The organism is Roseiarcus sp. (assembly GCF_052145395.1).
GTDB lineage: Bacteria > Pseudomonadota > Alphaproteobacteria > Rhizobiales > Beijerinckiaceae > Roseiarcus.
Window position 1 is genome coordinate 1 of the sequence record NZ_JBKQOT010000297.1, and the last position, 3,363, is coordinate 3,363.

The 3,363-nt window shown below is 63.5% G+C and carries 5 protein-coding genes and 2 pseudogenes; 2 read left to right on the forward strand and 5 right to left on the reverse strand.

Going from position 1 to position 3,363, the window contains the following annotated elements:
- The coding region (locus ACLP25_RS09990) for a hypothetical protein (protein WP_442469046.1) at window positions 1-199 on the forward strand (199 nt) is incomplete at its 5' end.
- Between the two features lie 21 nt (window positions 200-220).
- Here ACLP25_RS09990 and ACLP25_RS09995 read toward each other — a convergent pair.
- The 3 genes and pseudogenes from ACLP25_RS09995 to ACLP25_RS10005 all read right to left on the reverse strand — a co-directional run bounded on the left by ACLP25_RS09995 (window position 221) and on the right by ACLP25_RS10005 (window position 1,202).
- Complete coding sequence (locus tag ACLP25_RS09995; protein ID WP_442469048.1) at window positions 221-460, reverse strand: tyrosine-type recombinase/integrase; 240 nt, start codon at window positions 458-460, stop codon at window positions 221-223.
- Between the two features lie 112 nt (window positions 461-572).
- Window positions 573-761: pseudogene (locus ACLP25_RS10000) on the reverse strand (tyrosine-type recombinase/integrase); the annotation flags it as partial.
- 156 nt (window positions 762-917) lie between these two features.
- On the reverse strand, window positions 918-1,202 hold the full coding sequence (locus tag ACLP25_RS10005) for a DUF3768 domain-containing protein (protein ID WP_442469049.1): 285 nt from the start codon (window positions 1,200-1,202) through the stop codon (window positions 918-920).
- On the opposite strand from ACLP25_RS10005, the gene ACLP25_RS10010 reads away from it, so the two are divergent.
- Window positions 1,092-2,231 carry an IS110 family transposase gene (locus ACLP25_RS10010; RefSeq protein ID WP_442469050.1) on the forward strand — a complete coding sequence of 380 codons (1,140 nt, stop codon included), beginning with the start codon at window positions 1,092-1,094 and terminating at the stop codon, window positions 2,229-2,231. The two genes, ACLP25_RS10005 and ACLP25_RS10010, sit on opposite strands and share 111 nt — an antisense overlap.
- A gap of 288 nt (window positions 2,232-2,519) precedes the next feature.
- Here ACLP25_RS10010 and ACLP25_RS10015 read toward each other — a convergent pair.
- Window positions 2,520-2,765 (reverse strand): annotated as a pseudogene (locus ACLP25_RS10015) (DUF3768 domain-containing protein); the annotation flags it as partial.
- A gap of 124 nt (window positions 2,766-2,889) precedes the next feature.
- Window positions 2,890-3,087, reverse strand: coding sequence for a hypothetical protein (locus ACLP25_RS10020; RefSeq protein WP_442469047.1), 198 nt, complete (start codon window positions 3,085-3,087; stop codon window positions 2,890-2,892).
- Window positions 3,088-3,363 lie beyond the last annotated feature (276 nt).

The window sequence follows — 3,363 nt, forward strand, 5'->3', positions numbered from 1 at the left end:
CCCGGCTCTCCTCGGTGTCGTCCTCGTGGACGGCCAGCCGAGCCATCTCCTCGACGAACTCTTTGAAGGGATTGCTCATGGATTGAACTCCAGCCGTTGGCGGGGCGCGCGCTGCACGCACGCATCGACCCGACGTTCCTGGATCGTTGAAGGCCACGTCGCCCTGGAGCGCTCCGCGAACGAGCCGATGACCTGCTGATGAGTGATCACGGTCAGACCCCTACACGTAACCAACCAGCCTTCGCTGCGCGTACGTGTCGCCGTCGATGTAGCGCTCGGTCGTCTCGATGGAGCTATGGCCGGCGAGCAATTGCACGTCGCGCAGGCTGCATCCCGAGCGATGGATGTTGCGGGCGGCGAGGGTGATGAAACTGCGCCGCCCGGAATGCGACGAGCAGCCCTCGAAGCCGAGTTCCTTGAACCGGGCGACGAACCAATTGACGACACTGTTCGCCGTCAGGTGGCCCGCCGCGGTAGGAACGGATCACGGGGCCGGCGGGCTCCACAGTCAGCGCCAGCTTCTCGAGCGCGGGCCGCAGATCGGGATGCATGGGAATCCGCCGCCCCCGGCGTTTCTTGGCGATGATGTCGCGGACGTGGATCGTGTCAGAAACCCGACCCTGCGCGTCGAGCACCATCGACCAATCGAGGCCGGCGATCTCGCAGGCCCGCAGGCCGGCTTTCACCGAGAGTAGGATCATCGCGCGGTCGCGGGCCGGAAACGAGGAACGCGAGACGTGGCGGAGCATGCGCTTCAGCATGGGGGGTGTGACGACCTTGGCCTGTTTGCCGGGCGTTGGTATGTCTCCTGGGGTTGATGGTCATGAGGGCGCCAGCGCCGTCGATGGGAGCGGCGGCGCGGCCATTGGGGTGGGCGTTGCGGGGTTCTCTCGCTCGCCGGGGGGATCGCGACGCGCTCAGTATTCGTCGGCGCGCATGATCGTCAGGACGCGCGTGGTGACGGCGGGATCGGCGGGGTCGGGCGAGCCGAACTCGGTGGCGCGGTCGTAGTAGATCCTATGAAGCGGGACGGCACCGAATCGTGCCCTCCTATGAGGGTCACGCTGGTGAGCAAGACGGGAGTTCCGCCAATGACGATAGCCATTGATACGCGCGACGTTTGTTGCGCAGCGCTTGAACTGAGCAAGACGAGTTGGGTTTGCGCATTTGCCGGGCCAGGCGACAGCAAGGCGACTGTCCACAAGATCAAGACCGGTGATGTTGATCGTCTGATCGGCATTCTTAGCAACGGCAAGGCGAAGGCAGAGCGCGAGTTGGGTCGGCCGCTTCAGATCGTGTTGTGCTACGAGGTCGGCTACGATGGTTTTTGGCTTGCCCGGCTTCTGATCGCGCGGGGCATTCGCGCAGTTGTTTTCGATCCGGCGAGCTTCTTGATGCCGCGCCGTGGCCGCCGCGCCAAGACGGATCGCCTTGATGCGGAAGGCATGACACGCACATTGCGCACATGGCTTTCTGGTGATCGCGGAGTGGCGCGCGAGGTTCATATTCCGACTGTCGAACAAGAGGATGCAAAGCGAATCGAACGAGAACGAAAATACTTGGTTGAGGAGCGCGCCAGCATCGTTGGACGGATCAAGGGACTTCTGGCGCTCCACGGAATTTGGCTCACCGGCAAACGCATCAGCAAGGGCGTCAGAGAAAGGCTCGAATCGATGAAGACCGGTGACGGCCGCCCGCTTGCGCCATTCCTCCGACGCGACATCGACCGCATGCTCACGCGCTACGAGATGGTCTCGCGACAGATCGCGGAGGTCGAGGCCGATAGAAAGGAAGCCCTCAACGACAACACCGGACACTTCCCGAACGCCGAGAAGGTCCAGCGTCTGTCGAAGCTTGCAGCCGTGGGCGAGACGACAGCGACCGTGCTGGTCGCTGAGGTCTATCATCGAACGTTCGAAACCAGACGACATGTGGCGTCGTTCATTGGGCTTTCGCCCAGCCCCTACAACAGTGGCGACGTCGACCGCGATCAAGGGATCAGCAAGGCCGGCAACAAGCTCGCGCGGCAAACGCTCGTCGAGCTGGCTTGGTTCTGGCTCCGCTATCAGCCCGACAGCAAACTTTCGCTGTGGTGGCGCGAGCGCTTCGGCTCCAAAGGCATGCGGGGCCGCAAGGTCGGCATTGTCGCGCTGGCCCGAAAACTTGCAATCGCGCTGTGGCGTTTTGTCGAGGACGGCATCGTCCCCGAAGGAGCTACGCTCAAGGGTTGATACGCGCTCATAGAGCTTGCCGCGCAGGCGGCAAGGCGGTTGGCGACCGGGAAGATAGATGGCCGTTCTCGGCCTCGTAGTAGTTTGGTCCGCCACCTGCGCTTTCGGGCTTTCGGCAACCGTGAATACCGATTGTGGGAAGAGAGTGCTTTCGCTCTCACCGGATACAAGTCGATGCGCTGGAGCGCATGGCCACGACCGAATGCACTGAGATCGACGCCCCCCACCTGGCAGCGGCGAAGAAAGAGGTTTGGCAATGAAATAGCGCTTGACCTTCGTCGCCTCATACAAGTCGATCTTCCAGAAGCAGCGGACGCCGGCTTCGTCCACCGCGCCGAAGTCGTGCTCGCCGTGCGGATCGTTATCGTCGCTGAAGGTCTCGAAGGCGCGGACCTTCGCCAGCAACGCGCGGCGCTGATCGCGCGGCATGGCTTCGACGCCGGCGGTGATCATGACCATGCCGCCGACGAAGGTGCGGCGGAAGGCGTCGTTGAGGGTGCGGATGGCTTCGGATTTGGACATGGTGCTGGTCATGGCTTTGCTCTCTTGAGGTTGGGGTTGGGATGGCGCGCGCCTGGTTCATGGGCATGCACGAAACGAAGAGGGGCGACCCGAAGGCCGCCCCAGCTGATTGATCGTGATTATTGGCGTCACGCCGTTAGCGACGCTTCTCCCACTCGCGCGTGACGTCGAACGCGGGGTGCAGGAGGGCGACGTGCTTGCGCTCGATCTTCAATGCGGGCTTCAAGGGCTCGTCGGGCCAACGGATGTAGAAGTCGTTCTTGTCGATGCCGGCGATGACGCCGAGCCACCAACCGTACGGCTCGCCATCGCTTTCCCAATATTTCCCGACCACGTAGGAACCAACCTTGAGCGCATCCCAGGCGTCTGTCGCGGGGGCCGGGTCAGGGTTGCCCGTCGCCACTGGGGCGGGAGGAAGTGGGTTCGTGGTTTGTTCTGACGCGGGTTTCGTCGTCGTCGTCGTCGCGGCGCTGTCCGGCTTGGCCGTGTCGGGCCCGCCCGCTGCCTTGCGGACATGCTCCGCCGGTAGACCTCCGCAGACACTGAGCCGACGATCATGCGACCGCTGCCCTTGAGGACGCCCTCATGCGCCCCGGCGGCGAGAGCCTTG